19 protein-coding genes are annotated in these 21,025 nt (G+C 41.5%); 16 read left to right on the top strand and 3 right to left on the bottom strand.

The features are described from left to right. Nucleotides 1-165: 165 nt before the first annotated feature. Both HRJ06_RS09430 and HRJ06_RS09435 read left to right on the top strand, forming a co-directional pair. Nucleotides 166-2,433: a YhgE/Pip family protein gene (locus HRJ06_RS09430; RefSeq protein WP_174732372.1), complete on the top strand. Its 2,268-nt coding sequence runs from the start codon at nucleotides 166-168 to the stop codon at nucleotides 2,431-2,433. A gap of 160 nt (nucleotides 2,434-2,593) precedes the next feature. After that, nucleotides 2,594-3,610: an NADP-dependent oxidoreductase gene (locus HRJ06_RS09435; protein ID WP_174732374.1), complete on the top strand. Its 1,017-nt coding sequence runs from the start codon at nucleotides 2,594-2,596 to the stop codon at nucleotides 3,608-3,610. Between the two features lie 446 nt (nucleotides 3,611-4,056). Here the strand turns inward: HRJ06_RS09435 and HRJ06_RS09440 are convergent, their stop codons facing one another. After that, nucleotides 4,057-5,271 (bottom strand): MFS transporter, encoded by a 1,215-nt coding sequence (locus tag HRJ06_RS09440; protein ID WP_174732375.1) that lies wholly within the window; start codon nucleotides 5,269-5,271, stop codon nucleotides 4,057-4,059. 465 nt (nucleotides 5,272-5,736) lie between these two features. On the opposite strand from HRJ06_RS09440, the gene HRJ06_RS09445 reads away from it, so the two are divergent. The 14 genes from HRJ06_RS09445 (at nucleotide 5,737) to HRJ06_RS09510 (ending at nucleotide 19,187) form a co-directional block, all read left to right on the top strand. Further along, nucleotides 5,737-6,483 (top strand): CAP domain-containing protein, encoded by a 747-nt coding sequence (locus tag HRJ06_RS09445; RefSeq protein ID WP_174732377.1) that lies wholly within the window; start codon nucleotides 5,737-5,739, stop codon nucleotides 6,481-6,483. Between the two features lie 189 nt (nucleotides 6,484-6,672). Next, nucleotides 6,673-7,335: a GntR family transcriptional regulator gene (locus HRJ06_RS09450; RefSeq protein WP_174732379.1), complete on the top strand. Its 663-nt coding sequence runs from the start codon at nucleotides 6,673-6,675 to the stop codon at nucleotides 7,333-7,335. A gap of 24 nt (nucleotides 7,336-7,359) precedes the next feature. Next, nucleotides 7,360-8,166 (top strand): fumarylacetoacetate hydrolase family protein, encoded by an 807-nt coding sequence (locus HRJ06_RS09455; RefSeq protein WP_174732381.1) that lies wholly within the window; start codon nucleotides 7,360-7,362, stop codon nucleotides 8,164-8,166. Nucleotides 8,167-8,184: 18 nt separating this feature from the next. Further along, a complete protein-coding gene (locus HRJ06_RS09460; RefSeq protein ID WP_174732383.1) occupies nucleotides 8,185-9,228 on the top strand; it encodes an Ldh family oxidoreductase in 1,044 nt (347 codons plus the stop codon). A 38-nt stretch (nucleotides 9,229-9,266) separates the two neighbouring features. Continuing rightward, nucleotides 9,267-10,364, top strand: coding sequence for an amidohydrolase family protein (locus HRJ06_RS09465; protein ID WP_174732386.1), 1,098 nt, complete (start codon nucleotides 9,267-9,269; stop codon nucleotides 10,362-10,364). A 35-nt stretch (nucleotides 10,365-10,399) separates the two neighbouring features. After that, complete coding sequence (locus tag HRJ06_RS09470) at nucleotides 10,400-10,753, top strand: Rieske (2Fe-2S) protein (RefSeq protein ID WP_174732387.1); 354 nt, start codon at nucleotides 10,400-10,402, stop codon at nucleotides 10,751-10,753. A 106-nt stretch (nucleotides 10,754-10,859) separates the two neighbouring features. Continuing rightward, on the top strand, nucleotides 10,860-11,630 hold the full coding sequence (locus HRJ06_RS09475) for an SDR family NAD(P)-dependent oxidoreductase (protein ID WP_174732389.1): 771 nt from the start codon (nucleotides 10,860-10,862) through the stop codon (nucleotides 11,628-11,630). Nucleotides 11,631-11,771: 141 nt separating this feature from the next. After that, a complete protein-coding gene (locus HRJ06_RS09480; RefSeq protein ID WP_338421073.1) occupies nucleotides 11,772-12,713 on the top strand; it encodes a phosphoglycerate dehydrogenase in 942 nt (313 codons plus the stop codon). A 26-nt stretch (nucleotides 12,714-12,739) separates the two neighbouring features. Further along, entirely contained in the window at nucleotides 12,740-13,897 is a 1,158-nt protein-coding gene (locus HRJ06_RS09485; RefSeq protein ID WP_174732391.1) for a M20 family metallopeptidase, read from the top strand. Beyond that, a complete protein-coding gene (locus tag HRJ06_RS09490; RefSeq protein ID WP_174732394.1) occupies nucleotides 13,894-14,322 on the top strand; it encodes a tripartite tricarboxylate transporter TctB family protein in 429 nt (142 codons plus the stop codon). The genes HRJ06_RS09485 and HRJ06_RS09490 overlap by 4 nt, the downstream gene beginning before the upstream one ends. An 18-nt stretch (nucleotides 14,323-14,340) precedes the next feature. Next, complete coding sequence (locus HRJ06_RS09495; RefSeq protein ID WP_338421070.1) at nucleotides 14,341-15,852, top strand: tripartite tricarboxylate transporter permease; 1,512 nt, start codon at nucleotides 14,341-14,343, stop codon at nucleotides 15,850-15,852. A 35-nt stretch (nucleotides 15,853-15,887) separates the two neighbouring features. Then, on the top strand, nucleotides 15,888-16,889 hold the full coding sequence (locus HRJ06_RS09500) for a Bug family tripartite tricarboxylate transporter substrate binding protein (protein ID WP_174732396.1): 1,002 nt from the start codon (nucleotides 15,888-15,890) through the stop codon (nucleotides 16,887-16,889). A gap of 163 nt (nucleotides 16,890-17,052) precedes the next feature. After that, nucleotides 17,053-17,484 (top strand): nitroreductase family protein, encoded by a 432-nt coding sequence (locus HRJ06_RS09505; RefSeq protein ID WP_174732398.1) that lies wholly within the window; start codon nucleotides 17,053-17,055, stop codon nucleotides 17,482-17,484. A gap of 287 nt (nucleotides 17,485-17,771) precedes the next feature. Then, a complete protein-coding gene (locus tag HRJ06_RS09510; protein ID WP_174732400.1) occupies nucleotides 17,772-19,187 on the top strand; it encodes a hypothetical protein in 1,416 nt (471 codons plus the stop codon). A 73-nt stretch (nucleotides 19,188-19,260) separates the two neighbouring features. Here HRJ06_RS09510 and HRJ06_RS09515 read toward each other — a convergent pair whose 3' ends face one another. Further along, complete coding sequence (locus HRJ06_RS09515) at nucleotides 19,261-19,956, bottom strand: Type 1 glutamine amidotransferase-like domain-containing protein (protein WP_174732402.1); 696 nt, start codon at nucleotides 19,954-19,956, stop codon at nucleotides 19,261-19,263. Between the two features lie 35 nt (nucleotides 19,957-19,991). Beyond that, nucleotides 19,992-20,906 (bottom strand): DMT family transporter, encoded by a 915-nt coding sequence (locus HRJ06_RS09520; RefSeq protein ID WP_422392724.1) that lies wholly within the window; start codon nucleotides 20,904-20,906, stop codon nucleotides 19,992-19,994. Nucleotides 20,907-21,025: the final 119 nt, after the last annotated feature.

A 21,025-nucleotide genomic window follows, 5' to 3' on the forward strand; every position in this document is an offset into this window, starting at 1 on the left:
GAATAAAAGATAGTACTTAGGTTGTATTTAGATATGGCATCTGCTGTATAGGAATCAAGAGGGACACTCCCTTATAATTTCTTTAGGTATAGAAATTTTCCATAAGGTCTTGTAACCGTATTCATTTTTGAGAAAAACTATTTTAAAAAATGTGGGGGTGTCTAGATGGGTTTTTTTAGCGTGCTTTCTTCTGAATTTGCAAAGCTCGCCGCAAGCAAAGGGGTCCTCGCGTCTGTGGTCGCAGCACTTCTTGTTCCTGTCGTCTACGGGGGAATATTACTTTCTGCGACATGGGGACCGTATGATCACTTGAACAACCTTCCGGTGGCGGTCGTAAACAATGACCGAGGGGCTATGTCAGACGGAAGTCCGGTAAATGTTGGAGAAGAACTGGTCAATAACCTAAGGGAAGGCGAGGACCTAGGTTGGGAGTTTGTTGATTCCACGCATGCGATGAAAGGGCTTCAGGATGACAAGTATTATATGGCTATTGTTATACCCGAGGGATTTTCCGAACGTGTCACAACGGTAATGGACCCAAACCCTCAAAAGCTTGAATTAGAGTATATTCAAAATGAGGGTTTGAATTTCCTGGCTGCACAAGTAACCAGAACAGCAACTGAAAAAATAAGAGAAAAACTTGCTGATACAATTACGCAGACATATGTAACAAAGGTGTTCTCAAGTCTTGGAGATATATCCGAGGGATTTGCTGCTGCATCAGACGGTTCTTCCCAGCTTGCCGATGGAACTGTCCAGTTACATGATGGAACTAGTGAATTGTATGAATCTGTATCAGGTAAAACGAAGGACATTGCCCGCCTTGCTGATGGCGCGAATCAACTTAAGGCAGGGACAGGACAGTTATACAACTCTCTCGCTTCAAAGCAGAGTGATATAACAAAACTTGCTAACGGGACAAAAGAGTTAAAAGATGGTACATCCTTATTGTTAAGTAAATTAAAAAGCAGTTCAGGAGATATTAATAAGCTAGCGAATGGTTCTAAAGAACTTTACGCCGGAACTGTGGATCTAAAAGATGGAACCGGACAAATTTTAGCTGGATTACAGAAAGCCGAACCAGGCAGCAAACAATTGCGTGATGGCCTCGGACAGTTGGCACCGGGCAGTAAACAGGTTACAGATGGAGCTGCGAAATTGGCTGCTGGCGCTAAAGCATTAGAAGAAGGAATTAAACAATATCAGAATTTTAATTTAACAACAAAAGTCGATCCGAACTTCCAAAAAATAGTTGAAGGATCAGAAGCTTTATTAGCAGGAGCAAATTCCCTTAGAGATGGAGCAAAAAAGGTATCTGATGGGCTCGCCAAAGCTCAGCCGGGCTCTGTATCTTTAAATGAAGGGCTCAAGCAACTTGTTGAAGGCCAGAAAAAGGTAGATGCAGGGGCTGCTAAGCTTCAAGACGGAGCAAAACAGATTGCTGATGGAAATGCAACTGTTAATAAAGGCTGGGGAGATTTAACAGATGGTGTCACCCGGCTAGATAACGGTGCCTCACAGATCAATCAAGGAAACCAGGCAGTAAACCAAGGATGGAAGCAGCTCACTGATGGAGCTGGCAAAATTGACAATGGTATGGCACAGGTCAATGACGGAACCTCCCAAGTTAACCAAGGCTGGGTAACTTTAGCAGATGGTGCCACAAAACTAAATGATGGTGCAGGAAAAGTGAATGACGGTACCCAGCAGTTAGCCACAGGGCTAAAAGAAGGTGCTGCGAAAACAAGCGGCCTTAATTTAGGCCAAAAGAACATCGAGATGTTTTCGGCTCCAGTAGAGCTAAAAAGCGATACTCTTAATGAATATCAGTATTATCGTGATTCAACAGCACCGTATGTTATAACTTTAGGATTGTTTGTTGGAATTTTAATCATGTCGATGTTTATCAATTTTAGAAGACCTGCCGAAATATCTGCAGTCAAATGGTTTACTGTTAAGTTTATCAATCTTTCAGGTTTAGCATTGCTTCAAGCTGCGCTGCTTTCGTTTGTGGTGCTTGTTTTACTTGATTTACAGGTTGATAGCTTACTAGGCTTCTTGTTAATGGCGGTAGTTGCCAGTCTTTCATTCTCGGCAATCGTTCTATTTTTAGCTGCATTTGGTGGGAATATCGGGCGATTGATTGCGTTAGCTTTTGTAATCATCCAGTTATCAACTACAGGATCAAACCTGCCAATTGAAATGCTGCCAGACAATTTGCGGAATTTGAGTGAGTACTTGCCGTTTACGTATTCAATTTCTGGATTTAAATCCGTCATCACCTTAAATAATATGACCGCAGCAGTTACCAACATGGGAATTTTGCTTGGATTCATGGGAATTTTCGCCTTGTTGTCGTTTGTAGTATTTATTTTTGTAAAAGACGGAAAACACACCCATACTGAAGAAAAAGAAGAAGGCTACGCCTTTTAAGCTAGGAGACGCCCCCAAAAATTAAATCGGGGCGTTTTTTTATTTGTGACGAATTGTAATAGTAAGTGGTTTAAGCAGGGAATTAGCATAAGCATAGAGAAGAGTGTAATAAGGTGTACAGTAGCTGAGTTTTTAGAAAATAACAGAATGGAGTGGTTGGATGCGAAACAATCTTAACAGGAAGATCCTCTTGGCCAGCAGGCCCACAGGAACTCCCGATGCTAGTCATTTTAAAATGATTGAAGAACAAATTCCTGAATTAAAAGAGGGAGAGGTATTAATTCAATCCGTTTACTTGTCGGTTGATCCTTATATGCGCGGAAGAATGTCAGATGCCAAATCCTACGCTCAGCCCTATGAAGTAGGCGAACCCTTTATCGGAGGTATCGTTGGGAAAGTAGTTGATTCAAAGAATCCAAAATATGAATCTGGTCAATTTGTCGATGGACGTCTCGAATGGGCGGATTACAATGTTTCAGATGGCAGCAACATTCGCCGTGTTAACCCTGACTTGGCGCCTGTAACTACAGCACTGCATGTGCTTGGCATGCCAGGATTAACCGCTTATTTTGGACTTCTATACATAGGGGAACCTAAGAAAGGCGAAACAGTTGTAGTTTCAGGCGCATCCGGCGCTGTGGGTATGATTGTTGGCCAAATCGCCAAATTGAAGGGCTGTCGTGTAGTAGGTATCGCAGGCACAGATGAAAAATGTTCTTTTTTAACGAATGAGCTAGGGTTCGATTCTGCCATCAATTACAAAACAGCGGAACACTTAGGAAAGACGCTTCGGGAGGCTTGTCCTAGCGGAGTTGATATTTACTTTGACAATGTAGGAGGATCTGTTAGTGATGCCGTAATGAACCAGATCAACTTCCAGGCAAGAATTATTATCTGCGGACAAATTTCCCAATACAACCTTGAGAAACCTGAAATGGGACCTAGAGTCGCCGGCCAATTGCTTAAGACCAGTTCACTCATGAAGGGCTTCATTGTTTCAGATTATGCAGAGCACAATAAGGAAGGCTTAAAGCAGCTATCCGAGTGGGTCAGAGATGGAAAAATCCAATACCGTGAAAACGTTGTAGAAGGCTTTGAAAATACCATTGAGGCTTTCTTGGGACTGTTTAGAGGAGATAATCTTGGCAAACAGCTTGTTAAGGTGACAGAGGAATAAGATTTCAGAGAAATAGTAACAGACCGGGCAATTACGATAATGTCCGGTCTTTTTTGTTGGAGAGGGAGACTGAGAAGTAATATATAATTTCCCAGTAGTTTTGTTGACTTTTGTTCAATAGGGTGCAGATTTATAGGTGTTTTATCTTAGTAGGGACCCATTCCTTCCTGATTTTTACGAGTCTATATCAAAATTTCATCCTCATTCAGCCCACAATAGACAATTTTCCCATCATAGTTTTGGGATATTCCAAAAAAACCGAATATATTCCAAAATATCTTTATATATTCCAAAAAAAACGAATATATTCCAAAAAAACCTGATATATTCCAAGACGAGAATTATTCCAATTTAGGACACGATAACTTGCTGATCCGACCTCACACTTTCATGCTCGAAAACCGAGACCAGAATATTAACTAAACAAGCTTTTTACTCAATTTTGGTCAAGCCTCTGCCTGTGCGAGTGAAGTTTGCTGTTCGGCAGGTTTCTTTATTTTCAATGCAAATAATAAACCAACAGCAAGACAGAGTGAAGAGAAAATAAACGCACTTTTAAATCCGCCGAAATCTTCAATTAGCCAGCCGGCAATCGCTGGTCCAATAAATTGTCCCAATGCAAAATAAAAAGTAGCATAACCAAAAGCGATTGGCATCTCACTTGGCTTCACATTATCCATGCTTGAAGCCTGGACTAGTGTAAACAATCCAGTTACTGTGCAGCTGAGCAAGACAATATGAAGAGTAAACCCAAGCAGGGTCGGCAAGAAAACGGGTATGATCATTGAAAAGGCGGTAAGCCCGATCGTAAAAATTAAAGCTGTTCTCCGTCCAATCCGATCCGAAATTAATCCCCATATCGGACCGCTGAAAATAGACAAAATCCCGTTTGCAGCCATTAAGCGCCCAGCCACTTTCGTCTCAAGGCCCGAATCAATCATAAAACTCATGACAAAAATGGCTTGAACAATGTAGGTAATACCCACAATTCCATAGATAACACCAATAAGGATAACCTTGGGATTGCGATATACTTCATATGTGGAAGCCTTTTGACGCATATTTGCAGCAGCAGGGTCTGAGGGAGGATCTTTTATAAAAAAGAACGTCACCAGCGTAACAGCGAGACTGACAGCAGCAAATAATCCCCACGAGAATCTCCAGCCAATACCTGTGGAAAGGCTTGCAAAATATGGGACGATCATTCCGCTCAATAAAAGCCCGATTCCAACACCACTTGTTGTAATTCCAATTACAAATCCCCGATGACTCGGAAACCAGCCGACCAGAAGAGAAATTAATGGAGTGTATGTGAACGCAGTCCCGACACCTAGCAAGAGCATAAACATAAAAGTCAGCGGGTATGATGGGGTAACCGACAACCCGGCCAGACCCATTGTCACCACTGATATCCCCAGTAAGATTGTCTTTTTGCCTCCCCATTTTGCAGAAAGGATCCCTGCAAACATGACGGTACATAAGTAACCAAGTGAAGAGGTGGTGCCTAGATAACCCGCCTGCTTGTAGCTAATGTCCAAACCTTCCCTCATAAAAGGCAGTACAACACCATAAGACAGCCTCGCAAAAGCCAAAACTACTATTGTAGTCAGCATACCGATCACAGAATAGGCCCACATCTTTTTTCGTAAACTTTGTTCCATTCCAGCACTCCTTTTCCATAGAAACAAAATAATCACACTTTTCTAATAATTTACAGTAAAAAAGAAGGAAATACAACCTAATTAGCATGATTTAGGGGATAAGCACTGCTCACCGTTTTTAGAGTTTTTCTGTCTTCTTTCTATATTAATTGTTACATACACGTAACCTATGTAAAAAATCAAAGCTATTTAGCAAGCTGTCAACCTTGATTTTTTAGGTGATAACCGGTTCATTTTCAAATCTTGTCCTTTCCTGCGAAAAAAAGGCAAATTAGATGGATTGGATTTACTTCTTACTGCTATATAGAGTTTTCTATTCTAGTTTTAAAAAAGGATACAAAATTTCTGTAACTTTTTTACTATACTGTTATTATGCTAAATCCTTCCTGAAATATTACAAAAATAGCATGCTATCATAATAGAGCAAGAGACAAACAAAAACCGATCCTAGGGAGGAAAATGAGAATGAAAAAGAAATTTATATTATCAATTGCAGCAACAGCAGCACTTCTTGTCGCATCTCCTGGAGCTAACGAGGCAGATGCAGCAAGCAACTACCAACCAGAAAAGAAAGTTTATTTTTATCAGTCTTCTAATGCAAACTTTGAACAACTTAATAGTTTCCTGCAAAAATATTTCAAAGGGTACACCTTCAATTGGAATAATCTAAATAAACAGACGGAATCTGCACCGGTGCAACAACCCGTTCAGCAGCCCGCTGATCCTGTTCAACAACCTCAGCAAACACAACCTGAACAGCCTGCAGCGCCTGTTCAGCAGCAGCCAGCTCCTGTTCAAGAAAAACCAGCTGAGGCAGCACCTGTTGCTTCCCAAGTGAGCGCATTTGAACAAAAAGTGGTGGAGTTAACGAACCAGGAACGTTCTAAACAAGGTCTGTCTGCATTAAAGCTAGATACGGAGCTTAGCAAAGTGGCTAAAGCGAAATCACTGGATATGAAAAATAAGAACTACTTCAGCCATACAAGCCCAACATACGGGTCACCGTTTGATATGATGAAGCAATTCGGCATCAGTTACCGTACTGCCGGAGAAAATATTGCTATGGGTCAGCGTTCACCAGAAGAAGTTGTAACAGCCTGGATGAACAGCGAAGGACATCGTAAAAATATCATGAACGGTGCTTATACTCATATTGGAGTAGGTCATGTCGCTGATGGCAACTACTGGACACAAATGTTTATTGGTAAGTAAATTAGAAAAAGAACAGCCGCAGATGGCTGTTCTTTTTTTAGGAGCTTATTTAAACGCTTTCAATTTTCACAATATTCTTGTTTGACAAAAAATAAATGGTCATATATTCTATATCATATATCATATATGATTTTTAAAAGATAACGAGAGGAGGCGGGTAAGCTGCAGAAGTACCGTACAAAAAAGGAAATGATCTACCAAACTCTTAAAGATGAAATACTAAACGGTCAGTACAAATTTGGTGAAAAGCTTGTGATCAGCCGGCTGGCCATACGATTTGAAAGCAGTGAAATTCCTGTCAGAGAAGCAATCAGTCAGTTAGAAAGTGATAAACTTATCCAATTCAAGCCCCATGTTGGAGCTGTCGTCAGTACATTGTCCTCAAAGGATATCCAGGAAATCTTCGAACTTCGGGTAGAATTGGAAGGGCTTTCAACAAGGCTCGCTGTTGAAGCGTTAACTGAACAGCATTTAGCAGAATTGAGAGTCATCTTGGATAAGAGTATTAAAGCTTATGAGGAAAAAGAGTACGCTCTCTATGAAACATTGAATATCGAATTTCATAATAAGATTTACTCTGCCTGCAATAACCAGCTCCTTATCAGTACGATTGATGAACTTTGGAGCAACACGAAACGATATCCATCCGTTTTTAAAAATAATGATGGCCATATTCAAGCATCAATTGAAGAACACGAAGAAATTTACGAAGCTCTGTTAAATAGAGACAGCATGCTCGCCGAAAATTATATGATTAAGCATAAAACACGTGCTGGAAGAGAAATCCTTAGGCTAACCCAACGAAAATTTTACGATAAGCTTAATTATCTTATCTCCAGTCAAAGCAACTAAAATTTACTAAAGGAGGAAATATCATTGAAATATGTACGCTTTGAAAAAAACAACCAAACTTTTTTCGGACTATTAGAGGGAGAACAAATTTCTCAATTAAAAGGTGACTTTTTAAAGGACCAAGCAAAACCAACGGGTGACACATTCAGTCTTTCTGAAGTGAAGCTTCTGCCACCGGTAGAGCCAGGCCAAATCATTGCAATCGGCTTGAATTATGCCTTACACGCAGAGGAAAGTGGCAAGCCAATTCCGGAAGAACCAATGATGTTCATGGTATCCCCAACTGCAGTAGTTGGAGACGGCGAGGCGATCTCATTGCCAAACCTTGATAACCGGATCGACTACGAAGCCGAGCTGGCTGTTGTTATTGGCAAGCAAGCTAAAGATGTCAAAAAAGAAAATGCCTTGGACTATGTTTTTGGCTACACAACTTGTAATGATGTTTCAGACCGCAATCTTCAAAAGAAGGATGGCCAATTTACAAGAGCCAAGTCCTATGCAACGTTCAAGCCATTAGGCCCAGTTATTGAAACTAGTCTAAACCCTAACAAACTTGAAATTAAATTGACTGTTAACGGAGAAATAAAGCAGCATTCCAATACTGATGATTTGATTCATGATGTTGAAACTGTGATTGAAAAGGTAACCGAGGTAATGACACTAAACCCAGGAGATATCATTATTACTGGAACTCCTTCCGGAGTAGGCCCGCTTAAGCCTGGTGATCAAGTTGAATTAGAGGTTGAAGGAATCGGCATTTTAAGAAACAGCGTTGTCGATGGTACGCAAATATCCGCTGATCAGGCAACAAATGCTAATTTAAAAGCCTAAAAGGAAGGATGAGATTACATGTATATTAACCTCGAGGAAATGCGCCGCTTTTCAAATGAATGCTTCCTGGCACTTGATGTCCCAAAGGAAGAAGCGGAGATAATTACAGAAGTCCTGCTGGAAGCTGATTTAAGAGAAATACATAGCCATGGATTCCTGCGTCTTCCGATTTATGCTGAGCGCATTCAAAAAGGGTTGATTTCCAATAAAGCTGATATATCAATAGAAAAAGAGAATCCTGCTCTTGCTTTAATTGATGGAAACTATGGGGCCGGCCAGGTAGTCGCACATAAGGCAATGGAAAAATCGATTGAAATGGCAGAGCAATCCGGAATCGGATTAGTGGCTGTTAAAAACAGCAATCATTTCGGTATTACAGCCTATTACTCTTTAATGGCAGCAAAGCAAGATAAGATCGGAATTGTTATTTCAAATGTTTCGCCATTAATGCCTGCAATTGGCGGAGCTGAAAAAGTCATAGGCAATAACCCGATCTCAATCGCTGCACCGTCCGGGGAGGGAGATCCAATTGTTTTGGATATGGCTCTCAGCAATACTGCGCTAGGAAAAGTTTTGTTTGCAAAAGAAAAAAACCAGCCGATACCAAAAGGATGGGGTGTTGATTCTGAAGGAGTTTCGACCACAAACCCCGATGATGTGCTAAACGGCGGTTTCTTATCTCCTGTGGGCGGGCCGAAAGGGTTTGGGCTCGCTTTGATGGCTGAAATTTTAACCGGAGTACTGTCCGGAGGCCATTTTTCAAAAATGATCCCGTCTATGTACGATGTTAAACAAAAACAATCCATCTCGCATTTTATGCTAACCATCGATATTAAGCAGCTAATTCCTTTGGAACTCTATTACAGTAGTGTAAAACAGCTTGTTTCTTATATTAAAGACTCGAAAAAAGCAGCGGGAACAGAGCAAATTTATTTGCCAGGCGAAATTGAGTTTTTGAAAGAAAAACGCAACAAAGAAACGGGGATCTCAATCGAAGAACAGACTTTTAGGAAATTAAATGAACTGTCAAAGCAGTTAAACATAGCTGAGCTTAAAGCATAACTTTAAATGTTGGAAGAATAAATGCAGGAGGGGAAACGATGAGTACTCGAGAAACAGAGCTGTCTAAACAAAAACAGGAAAATTCCAAGAAGACTGAGTTTAAAGTGATCGATACCGATGTTCACCATGATATCGCCTCTGTCCAGGATCTTGTTCCTTATTTATCAGACCATTGGAAGCGCTATATTACGGAATATGGCTGGAAACCGATTAAAACGACACCATTTCATCAAGTCCGCAGCGCTACTAAATACAGGGCAGATACGTATGGGGAAAATAAACGCCCCCCTGGATCAGACTTTGAAATTTTGAAAAAACAATTATTAGATGAACATGAGATTACCCATGCCGTGCTAGGCGGATGGTTTCATGAAGCGACTGTGGCAACTGGCTGGTTTGAATTCGCCGCCGCACGAGCAGCCGCCTATAATGACTACACAATTGAGCAATGGCTAGAAAAAGACAAACGGTTATTAGGAAGCATTACCATTCCGGCCGAGCCAGCGGCAGCTGTCCGTGAAATTGAGCGCGTTGGTTCGCATCCACAAATGGTTCAGGTCATGATGTCCATTGGAAATTTTGCCTGGGGAGATCCATATTACCATCCGATTTTCGAAGCTGCCGATCGGCACGGACTAGCGATTGGCATGCATCTTTCTGCTGACATTACCGTTCAGGGCGGAGATTTCCTCCGGTATTATGTGGCTTGGCGTGCAGCGCACCCTCAAGCCTATATGACCCAAGTAATCTCGATGATCACTAACGGTGTATTTGATAAATATCCAAATATAAAGGTTGCTTTAATTGAAGGCGGTTTTGAATGGATTCCGTTCTTGATGAACCGAATGGATGCAGCTTATAAAGGGCTGAGACAGGAAACACCATGGGTTAAGCGGATGCCAAGTGATTATTTCAGGGATAACCTGCGAGTCAGCACCCAGCCGTGGCATGATATTTCAGCAAAACACTTCCTTGATATCATTGATATGATGGGAACGGATAAAATGCTGATGTTTTCAACTGACTATCCGCATTGGGACTTTGACGCTCCGAAACGAACGCTTCCGCCAAAAATTTCGGATGATCTGAAGCATAAAATTTTATATGAAAACGCACGGGATTTATATAATCTATAACACGATCTCATCATCAGGGGGAGGAGGAAATTTATATGAAGCATACCGTTTGCAAAGCGGAAGAATTAAAAGAGGGCCAAATGAAAGCCTTTACCATCGATAAGAAATCGATTGTTGTGATCCGTTCGCAAAGCGGCGAGGTATACGCTCTCCGTAACGTTTGTCCGCATAAAGGCCCAGCTCTTTCGGATGGTTCGCTCGACGGTACCTGCACGGCATCAGAGCCGGGAGAATACAATCTGGAAAAAGTCGGTGAGGTTTTAAAATGTCCTTGGCATAACTGGGAATTTGATATTAAAACAGGCTGCTCATTGTTTAATCCTGAGAAAGTAAAAGTCAAAACTTTTGATGTGACTGAAGAAAATGGGACGGTTTACGTCCAAGTCTGATCGAAACGGAGAAATAAAATGGGTCAGGAAGTAAGAAGGATTGAAGAGGGTTGAATTACATAATCACCTGGCCCTCTAAAATTTTAATAAAGAGGAGGCGACAGAAATGGGGAAGCTGGATAACAAAGTAGCTCTAATCACTGGCTCTGCTGGGGGATTAGGCCTTGAAATCGCAATAAGCTTAGCTAAAGAAGGTGCCAAGGTCGTCCTTAACGATGTTAATGAGGAGCTTGTCAAAAAGTCGGCAGAAGAACTTCAAAAAGACTTTGAAGCTGATTATGTATTAGGTGACGTTTCCAATAAAGAGGATGTCAACAGAATGTTTGGGCAAATTATCGAGCGTTTTGGAAAAATCAACATCTTAGTTAACAATGCGGGTGGAAGCTTGCACACGCCGCGCGCCCTTGAAGAGATTGAAGAGGAGCATTGGGATAAAGTTCTGGCTGTTAATTTAAAAGGCACATTTTTAACTTCCCAAGCCTTTGTTCAGCATACGAAGGATCATGGAGGCGGAAAGATCATCAATATGTCTTCCATTGGCGGACGAACAGCGAGCCTGATTACTGGCGTAGCATATGCCGCTGCCAAAGGAGGAGTCATATCCTTTACAAGAAGACTTGCAAAGGAAGTTGGGGAATACGGAATTAATGTCAATGTGATTGCCCCTGGATTGATCATTAGCGGGGAACGCATGCATCATGTCTTTTATGAAGAAAATTCTGAGGAACAAAGAAAGCAGACTTTTTCAGAAATACCTTTAAAGGCACTTGGCGAAAAAGATGATATTGCAAAGACAGCCGTCTTCCTGGCATCTGATGATTCTCGCTATATGACTGGTGCGGTCCTTGATGTCAATGGCGGACGGTTTATGGGATAGCCAATTATTACGCAGAAACATTCATAACAATTTTTACTATTTAACTGTTGGTTATGATAAAAAGCTAGACTGCAGAGAGAAAAGCAAAAGCTAAATTGGTTTTCAAATTTTTATAAAGGGGAGGTTTTGAAGTTGTTTAAAGTGGTATCGTCATCCCCCACATTCGGTTTGTATTCGGAGGATCCGGTTAAAATGCTGGAATCTAAGGGATACAATCTCGAGCTATTACATAGTGAAGTATCCTCAAATGAGGAGAAATTTTCCGAGGCACTAAGAGATGCTGACGCATTAATCGTCGGTGTCGAGAAAATTAGCCCTGCTGTTCTCAAGCATGCTGAAAAATTAAAGGTTATTGCGAAGCATGGTGCTGGCGTTGATAATATCGACCTGAAAGAGGCAGCCAGGAGAAACATTGTTGTTGCTAATGCACCTGGTGCAAATCGGCACGCCGTCGCTGACTTGGTGTTTGGTCTATTTTTCTCCATCGCCCGCCAAATACCAGCAGCATTTGAAAGTATAAAAAGTAAAGAGTGGCCCCGGCTTGTCGGAAATGAAGTTTACAATAAAACACTTGGTGTCATAGGAACGGGCAGAATTGGCAAGGAAGTGATTAAAAGAGCACAGGGATTTAACATGAACGTACTCTGCTTCGACCTTTACCCTGATGACCAGATTGAGAAGCAAGGTTTTGGCAGATACGTAGCTTTCCAAGAGCTGCTGGAAGAAGCGGATTTTATTACGGTCCATACAGACCTCAACGACGAAACGAAAGCTCTTATTGGGCAGGATGAATTAACCATGATGAAAAAGAATGCTTTTCTAGTCAATGCTGCCCGCGGAGGGATTATAGATGAACAGGCACTTTATCAGGCACTGGCTTCAAAAGAGATAAAAGGTGCAGCCATGGATGTCTTTGAAAAGGAGCCTCTGCTAGATTCACCGCTTCTGCAGCTCTCAAACTTTATTGCAACTCCGCATATGGCTGGATATACCGAGGAGGCCTTGCGGGAAGTTGGAGTGCTGACGGCACAGAATGTCATTGACGTTTTAGAACAAAGGAAGCCAGCTTTTTCGGTTTTATAATTACGAAATGCAGGGAGATCATCCTAATGGAAACCATATTCAACAGATTAAGAGATAAAGAGCATGAATCCCTCCGTTTATTGCAGGAATTTGTTGAGCTTGAATCTTTCTCCTATGATAAATCGGGTGTGGACAAGCTAGGACTTCATTTAATCAGGAAGTTTTCTGAATTCCCGATAAAGACTAATGTTCATAAGGAAGAGGCCTTTGGAAACCACCTTCGCTTTCAATTAGGCGATGGGGAGAATCAAATTCTGCTCATCAGCCATCTGGATACAGTTTATCCAAAGGGCACAATTGAAACAATGCCGTTCAGTAAAGAAAAAGGCTTAGTGAAAGGTCCGGGCGTTATTGATATAAAGGCAAGTTATGTGATGGTTTATCACCTATTCGACCTTTTACAGAATACTGATCTTAAAAATCATCAAATTGTTTGGCTTTTAACTTCAGATGAAGAGGTTGGCAGCCCAACAGGTAAAGCGGTTGTCCGAAAGGAAGCAGCACTTAGTAAGGCAGTTCTGGTATTGGAGCCAGCAACGGATAGTGGGGCTGTAAAAACAGCGAGAAAAGGTGGCGGAAAGTATACTATTGAGGTAACTGGAGTATCAGCCCATGCAGGATTAAATCCAGAGGATGGTGCTAACGCCATTGAGGAATTGGCCTATCAGATAACTCAAATAATGGCCTTTGCAGATCCACGAAAAGGGACAACCATTAATACTGGCGAAATAAGGGGCGGAAATTTGTTTAATGTGGTCCCAGATTCTGCTCGAGCTGAGATTGATGTAAGAGTATTAGAAACAAGCGAGGTCGAGAGAATTGAAGCCGCGTTTAACAGTCTGTCTGTTCGTAACTCCAGAGCAAAGCTAGTTGTTTCAGGTTCTGTATACCGCCCTCCGCTTGTAAAAACAGAGCAGACGGGAAAACTGTTTCAGCTAGCAAAAACTGAGGCTAGTAAACTCGGTATAAAATATCTCGAAAAAATGGTCGGTGGCGGAAGTGATGGAAACTATGCCGCTGAAACAGGCTGCCCTGTTTTGGATGGTCTCGGGCCATATGGCGGAGGCGCTCACTCTCCTCTTGAATTCTTAAGGACTGAATCTATTGCCGAGAGAACAGCCATTTTGTATGGACTGATCTGCCAGCTTTTCCTGCTAGACGAATTTGGAGGTGACCTCATTTGAAAAAAGAGGGGTTTGTTAATGTAATCCTGCTCATTTTTTCCTTCTTTATGCTTTATATGGTGAATCAGCTGCCTGCTACTAATGCAACACAGGAGCTTGGTCCAGGTTTTTTTCCGAAGCTGATCTTATATGCCATTATCGCTTTTAATATACTGCAGCTTCTTATCTTGTTTTTTTCAAAAAAACAAGATGATAGCAGTGAATCTGAATTCCGTTTTGGGAGATTTCTTATTATGACGGGAATAATGGCCGCTTATGTTTTTAGTCTATATTTTATAGATTACAAGATTGGAACCTTCCTGTTGATTTTTTCATTGATGGTTCTGCTCGGAGTAAAAAGCTACAAGATGTTATTTTCCGTTACAGTCTTATCCGTGGGCGCTATCTACTTGCTCTTTGAGATTGTGCTGAACGTACACATTTAAACGAAAGGAGGTTTTTTCGTGGAGCAAGTACTCGCACAGGTTTTAGACCTGCAAACTCTAATGCTGGTATTTATCGGAGTATTCCTTGGAGTCGTTTTTAGTGCCATTCCAGGATTGACAGCAACAATGGGGATAGCTTTGCTGATACCGTATACCTTTACACTGCCACAGGTTCCAGCAATCAGTATGCTGCTCGGTATTTATATAGGCGGTATGTATGGTGGAGCCATAACAGCGATATTGATCCGCACGCCTGGTACGCCATCTGCGGCTGCTACTCTTTTAGATGGCTATCCGATGGCAGAAAAGGGACAAGCCGGGCGAGCCCTTAATTTTGCTACAATTGGCTCATTTGTTGGCGGTATTATCAGCTGTGTCATCTTAATATTGATTGCACCTCAGCTGGCCGAGTTCGGTTTAAGATTTGGACCACCCGAATATTTTGCCTTGGCGGTATTTGGCTTAAGCATAGTTGGAACCGTTTCTGGAAAAAACGTTGTAAAAGGCTTAATGGTAGCGGCACTCGGTCTGTTAATTGCAACAGTTGGCATGGATCCAATTGGCGGAGTGACCAGATTTACATTCGGAAGCATCAACCTGTCAAGCGGAGTTGCATTTATTCCTGCCTTAATCGGACTTTTTGCTGTCTCACAGGTCATTAAGGAAGTCGAACAGAAGGTAACGAAGAATAATCAGCTTAAAATAAAATTTCAAAAGCAGTCTGTTTCTTTAAAAGAGAATCTCTCTTATTGGAAGGAATATATACGGTCTGCTCTGATTGGAACGTTTGTTGGGATCATCCCAGGAACGGGAACATCAATTGCAACGTTTTTAAGCTATAACGAGTCAAAGCGCTTTGCTAAACCAGCACGGCGCAAAGAGTATGGAACAGGCATTCCGGAGGGCGTGATCTCAACTGAAACTTCGAACAATGCTGTTACAGGCGGAGCGTTAATTCCGCTTCTAACACTCGGTATCCCAGGAGATGTCGTTACCGCCGTTATTTTAGGAGGCTTGTTAATACAAGGGATAACTCCAGGACCTTTATTGTTCCAAAATAATGAGACCTTGGTTTACAGTTTATTCAGCACTTTAATCATCGCCAACATTTTTATGCTTTTAATCGGACTTTTTGCTATCCGGTTTGTCGGGAAAATCGTCGATGTTCCCAAAAATATTTTGCTTCCGATCGTCGTAACGCTTTGTTTTATTGGAAGTTATTCTCTCTCTAATAATCTGTTTGATGTATGGATAGCGCTTGTTTTTGGGGTTATCGGATTTTTGCTCGAAAAGTTCAAATATCCTCTCCCCCCGCTGATTTTAGGAATCATACTGGGACCTATTATTGAAGCGAATCTCAGAAGATCCCTGATTGGATCAAGTGGAGACTTGTCTATATTTGCTACAAGGCCAATAACAGCTATCTTTTTAGGAATAGCGCTACTAAGTTTTATCTATCCGTTAATAAAGTCATTGGTAGGCAGGTTTAAAGACAATGCCAAAGCAAATGAGGATATTACTACAAGATAGCAGCAATTTTACCTATATAAAAGGAGGAAAAAAAAATGAAAAAATTAGTAATGAAGAAACTTGCGATTATCGGATTTGCAGCCATGCTTGCTGCGGGGTGCTCAAATGGTGCCGAGGAAAGTGGGTCTTCTGCGAGTTCTGCAGACTATCCAGAAAGAGATATTGACATCATCGTACCTTATGCTCCTGGAGGTACTACTGATACAGCATCACGGGCACTATCTTCGGTTATCTCAGAGTACCTTCCAAATGGCTATAATGCGAATGTTGTCAATAAGGAAGGCGGTGCTGGTGTAATCGGTACAACTGAGGTGTTCAATGCTAAACCTGACGGATATAAAATCGGAATGACAACAGTAGGGCCTATGACAATTAAGCCGCATACCGATAATACTGCTTATACTCCTGAAACTATTGAGCCAATTATGCAGGTTGTGGCCACGCCAAATGTTTTGGTCGTTCAAAATGACGCTCCTTGGCAAACATACGAAGAATGGTATGAGTATGCCGAAAGCAACCCTGGTGAGTTTTCCTATGGAACATCAGGTGCTGGATTAACACAGCATATTTCAATGGAGGCCTTTTCAACTCAAACCGGAGTGGAATTGAAGCATGTTCCTTTTGAGGGCGGTGCTCCTGCTTTAGCAGCTTTACTAGGCGGTCACGTTCAGGGAGCGCTTGTTCAGACTACTGAAGCAATGCCGCATATTGAATCAGGCAATATGAGAGCTCTTGTCAATACAGGATCATTTAAAACAGAAGGTCTTGAAGATGTGCCGTTATTATCAGAAAAAGGTGTCGATGTGGCTTCAGATGTATGGACAGGTTTAATTGCTCCTCAAGGCACACCACAGGAAATTATCGATGTACTGCATGATTCTTTTAAAAAGGCTCTCGAAGATCCAAAGGTTGTAGAAACGTTTGAAAAGCTTGGCGTAAATCCAGCTTATGCTGGACCTGATGAATTTGCTGAAATCATGCAAAAAGATTATGACTTGAACGAAGAGGTTTTAAAAGCTGCTGGTATTATCCAGTAAGGCACTTCAGTCTCATGAAAGGAGAAAAAGGCTTGTCTAGCTTTTTCTCCTTTCATTTTTATTTCATGGTAAGAAAAGGAGAGGTGCTATTAATGAATGACTATAATAAGCAGCTACAGATCAAGTTCGAAAATTTTTAAAGAAGGAGATCAACCAGGTTGTATTGAATAACATTAACAGCAAGCCAGTGGGCTCCCACTTCAAATCACCTTCAAGCTTATTCTGTTATCCTTGTAAAGGACGACCAATTAAAAAAACTCTTTCTGAATTATGCGGCAGCCAGAGACATGTTAAAGAATGTCCAGTATTTCTTGTGTTTTGCGCGGATTTAAATCGAATCAAGATAAGCCACGAACTGGAAGAAAAGCCTAACCATCTTGATACAGTTGAACCATTTATAGTCGCAACTGTTGATGCAAGCATTTACGGTCAGAATGTTCTCTTGGCGTCTGAATTACTTGGACTGGGAGGGGTATTTATAGGAGGAATTCGCAATCAGCCAGAAAAGGTATCACAGTTGTTAAAGATACCCGAATACGTTTACCCTGTATTTGGAATGTGCATAGGTTATCCCGACTCCGAGCATCTCAATTAACAAAAGCCTCGTCTTCCTTCCAAGGCGATTGTTCATGAAGAAACATATGACAACATTAAACAGACTGATATAATTCTCAACTATAACAAACAAATGAAAACCTATTATGAAAAAAGATCTTCTTCCAGACGAAGCCAGACTTGGAGCTCTTATGTTACTGAGGTTTATAATCAGCCTAGTAGACCTCACATTAAGGACTTTCTGGAAAGGAAAAAGTTTGGGTTCAAATAGGATTTAAACAGAAAATCAAGCTTTGATTAGGCGAATTTTCTGGAAAGGAGCTTGTTTTGAAAGGACAGACATCTTTATCTGCACATCGGGAAGCACGACTCTCAATCAAAAACGCAGATAGATTACAGGGTATTTTTATCGGATTTCTTGCGGTGAGTTTTATTTTAATGAAAATTCTTCCAGTGCCGCAAATCGAATGGATCGTAAGTCTCGTCATTATTGCCGTAATCGCCTGGGTTTTGCCTGGGGTAAGGGGCTCTACGCTGGTGATTAGCGTATTCCTGCTGACGACCGCAATAGCTTTGATGCTCTATCATCGGGTGCCGGCGCAGGAATGGATGGATTCTCTACGGATTAATATTACACTTGTGGCCATCATTATATTTGTCCCTTTGCTTGGAATACCAGTGAGAACTGGCGGTTATGTTGATGCGCTGAAGGTTGTATTGTTCCAAAGAATGAATGAGCCCAACTTTTTTTACATAGGAACAAAACTGCTGACTCACACGCTTGGAGTCGTTCTAAATATGGGGTCTGTTTCAATTGTGCATCAATTAACGGCTGCCTCTAATATAAAAGCACCTCGGTTAGTTGCTAATGCGATTAATAGAGGGTTCGTTTCTTCTATATTTTGGTCGCCATATTTTTCCGCAATGGCGCTAATATTGAGCCAGATACCGATCAGATGGTCCTCGATTGTTTTTTACTCATTCGGACTTTCGATTATTAGTATACTGGTGAGTATTTGGCTGGATCAGGTTCATATAAAGGCAAACATGCCAGACAAAACAGAAGCATCAAGCTCAGGCACAGCTGAAGCGGACCTGGTTTGGGCAAAAAAGAAAGTAGCTGAGCTATTTATTTTCTTATTTGTCATTACGGCTGCTGTATTATTTTTAGAATTTATAACTTCGTCTAGCATCGTCCTAATGATCTGTATAGTGTCTTTATTTTTCCCGTTGGTTTGGTGCTTGGTTTCAGGGAAAGGTTCCGCGTATTTGTACGAACTCAAACAGCATTTGTTTGTAGGAATACCGAGGATGAAGAAAGAAATCGTTCTATTTTTAATTGCTGGCTTTTTTAGCGGAGCGTTTGTACATACTGATCTGAGCAGCGCGCTGATCGAGTTTATTCAAAATACGTTCGGAGCATTTCATCTTGGGGCAGCTTATTTTCTGTCGTTGATTGTGGTCGTAACAGCAGTAATTGGCATCCATCCAATTGTTGTGATCACTATTTTTGTAACTAGCATTAAGCCAGAATTAATAGGCTTTAGCCCAGAATATTTTGCGATCCTTTTGCTTGGAAGCTGGGGTATCTCGAATACGGTGTCTCCTGCAACCGCAGTAAATAATCTTTTAGCCAATCTGCTAAATGTAAATATCATTGACCTGTCCATCCGCTGGAATGCCAAGTATGCCATCATTATGCTTTGTATCCTTCCTGTTTATTTAAATCTTACTGGAATATAGGGGGAGCCGATAAGAAGATCAATGAAAAAAGACAGGGGGGAACACCTGTCTTTTTTGCAGTAAAAATTATTATTTACCCCAAGTACTTTGTTACCATTTCTTCTTCATAAAAGAAATCTTCGGTCGGCATCACTTTATAAGCTTTTGCGTTAGGACGTGAGCTGACAACATTCTTCAAGGAGTCATCAACAAAATGGAGACCCACACCATCATCTGCGGCAATGCCGCCCTGAATTAGTTTTGACGCAACAAACTTTTGATATGCAGGTCTCCTATTAACTTCTCCATCATAATGAGGACAATTGCTTCCTCTTAATAAGCCTAGGCCATTAATTGGATCCATGTCTTTACCATAGGAATCCGTTACGCCGTCTTCAAACCAGCAAAGGGAACCGGCACTGACACCCGCAAGCATAATCCCCTTATTCCATGCCTTTTTCATATACTTGTCTACGTTCCATTCTTTCCATAGAGCCATTAAATTTTTAGTGCTGCCGCCGCCAACATAAATAATATCCTTTTCCAAAATAAAAGATTCTAAATCCCTGGTCGGAGGCCTAAACAACGATAAATGAGAAGGGGTACATTTTAATTTTTCAAAAGCTTTATAGAATTTAGCGATGTAATTCTCTGAATCTCCACTGGCTGTTGGCACAAAGCATATGTTAGGAACAGACTTCCCGGATTGTTCGAGTATGTATAAATCGAGTAGCAGATTTTCCGGTTCCATTGAAAAACCTCCGCCACCCAGTGCAATAATCTGTTTCATGGCAATCTTCCTTTCTATCACAAGCTGTTATGAATCTATCTTTTAACTAGCGATAAGATAAAAATCGTGCTGATAATGCATAGTGTGCCGAACCATTCGGCAAGCCCAAATGGGACATTAAGCCATGCTACTGCTAAAAAGGCAGCTGATAAAGGTTCTGCGCTTGCAAGCAGGCTAGTTTCCGAAGGGCTGATATATTTCAAGCTTTCAAGGTAACAGTAAAAGGCAATAAGTGTTCCGAAAATAACCACAAAGATGACAGCTAACACAGAAGGAACAGACCAATTCCCGGCAAATTCCCAAGGCGGGTTAATAAAGCTGAACCCAACCCCGCCAATCATCATTCCCCATCCGACCGTTAAAATAGAGCCCCAGTTAGATAGAAGCCGGCCTGGCTGAAGAGTATAATAAGCGAGTGCAAACGCTGAACTGATCCCCCAAAAAATAGCTGGTCCAGATATGGCCAAAGACTGAATCGTTCCGCCTGTAACCAGTAGATAGGTTCCTAGCAATGCAAGAACAATAGCTGTTACCTGATATTTCGCTGGCATTGATTTGGAGCGAATACATAGGTAAAGAACAATAATAGCTGGCGCCAGATATTGAAGAACGGTGGCGGTTGCTGCATTCCCGTGCTGAATGGCAGCAAAGTAGGTATACTGAACTGCCAGCATACCAAAGATTCCAAACAGAACTAAGCTGATTCGATCTTGTTTGCTTGCCCAGACCTTCCAGATATTTTGCTTTGCAAATACATGTGAATAAAACAGCAGGATAGCACCAGACACTAGCAAACGTGTTACAACCAGCCATTCGGCACTAAACCCCTGCTTTTGAAATAAATATTGAGCAACCGTACCTGAAACTCCCCATAAAATCGCCCCAGTGAGTACAAGAGCAATTCCCTTCGTCCTGGGGTAAGGGAGCAAAGAAGCAGTAAAAGTATTCAATGAACCGCACTCCATCCAACCAAAAGTTTATTTCTATTTTAACAGGTCATGGTGACAGGCACCATCCATAAAATGGGATAATCCTTAAAAAAGAGGGATTTCCTGATTGGTATCGAATT

It is taken from the genome of Mesobacillus harenae, assembly GCF_013343715.1.
Lineage (GTDB): Bacteria > Bacillota > Bacilli > Bacillales > Cytobacillaceae > Mesobacillus_A > Mesobacillus_A harenae.

What these genes read in the sequence shown, in the direction of transcription:
- HRJ06_RS09430 (WP_174732372.1), top strand. Translation starts at nt 166, where the DNA reads ATGGGTTTTTTTAGCGTGCTTTCTTCTGAATTTGCAAAGCTCGCCGCA.
- HRJ06_RS09435 (WP_174732374.1), top strand. Translation starts at nt 2,594, where the DNA reads ATGCGAAACAATCTTAACAGGAAGATCCTCTTGGCCAGCAGGCCCACA.
- HRJ06_RS09440 (WP_174732375.1), bottom strand. Translation starts at nt 5,271, where the DNA reads ATGGAACAAAGTTTACGAAAAAAGATGTGGGCCTATTCTGTGATCGGT.
- HRJ06_RS09445 (WP_174732377.1), top strand. Translation starts at nt 5,737, where the DNA reads ATGAAAAAGAAATTTATATTATCAATTGCAGCAACAGCAGCACTTCTT.
- HRJ06_RS09450 (WP_174732379.1), top strand. Translation starts at nt 6,673, where the DNA reads ATGATCTACCAAACTCTTAAAGATGAAATACTAAACGGTCAGTACAAA.
- HRJ06_RS09460 (WP_174732383.1), top strand. Translation starts at nt 8,185, where the DNA reads ATGTATATTAACCTCGAGGAAATGCGCCGCTTTTCAAATGAATGCTTC.
- HRJ06_RS09465 (WP_174732386.1), top strand. Translation starts at nt 9,267, where the DNA reads ATGAGTACTCGAGAAACAGAGCTGTCTAAACAAAAACAGGAAAATTCC.
- HRJ06_RS09470 (WP_174732387.1), top strand. Translation starts at nt 10,400, where the DNA reads ATGAAGCATACCGTTTGCAAAGCGGAAGAATTAAAAGAGGGCCAAATG.
- HRJ06_RS09475 (WP_174732389.1), top strand. Translation starts at nt 10,860, where the DNA reads ATGGGGAAGCTGGATAACAAAGTAGCTCTAATCACTGGCTCTGCTGGG.
- HRJ06_RS09485 (WP_174732391.1), top strand. Translation starts at nt 12,740, where the DNA reads ATGGAAACCATATTCAACAGATTAAGAGATAAAGAGCATGAATCCCTC.
- HRJ06_RS09500 (WP_174732396.1), top strand. Translation starts at nt 15,888, where the DNA reads ATGAAAAAATTAGTAATGAAGAAACTTGCGATTATCGGATTTGCAGCC.
- HRJ06_RS09515 (WP_174732402.1), bottom strand. Translation starts at nt 19,956, where the DNA reads ATGAAACAGATTATTGCACTGGGTGGCGGAGGTTTTTCAATGGAACCG.